The organism is Streptomyces lancefieldiae (genome assembly GCF_031845825.1).
In the GTDB taxonomy this organism is placed as follows: Bacteria; Actinomycetota; Actinomycetes; order Streptomycetales; family Streptomycetaceae; genus Streptomyces; species Streptomyces lancefieldiae.
Genome location: NZ_JAVRFH010000414.1, coordinates 1 through 386 on the forward strand (window position 1 = coordinate 1; position 386 = coordinate 386).

1 protein-coding gene is annotated in these 386 nt (G+C 44.3%); it reads right to left on the reverse strand.

Annotated features, from left to right (window positions below; genetic code table 11):
* On the reverse strand, window positions 1-386 hold a 386-nt coding region (locus RM812_RS42760), incomplete at both ends, for a hypothetical protein (protein WP_311586518.1).

Consider the following 386-nt stretch of genomic DNA (forward strand, 5'->3'; position numbering starts at 1 on the left):
CTCTTGCCCCCCGGAAAACAAAATCAAGGCTCTCAAAAATTGCCCGTTTTGCCTTCTCCAACTCAATTTTTGAATGTGCAGAAGAAACAAAACCTACCTCATAACCCGAAGGTCCGAGATAAACACCTCTGTTCAGGAGTTCGCGGTGAAAAACTTTGAATTTTTCCATACTCGAAGGATCAATCTGGTCGGCAGCGCTGATGGTCTCCTGTTCAGTAAAAGCAAACCAAAAAATCGATGCGATTGAAAAAATGCGTATTTTATAATTTCGGGCAGTAGCAAACCGTTGGATCGACTCGGCAAATTCCTGAGCTTTGCCATTCAAATCTTTGTAGAAACTTGACTTGGAAAGCTCAGTCAGCTGTGCGATCCCCGCCGCCATTGCT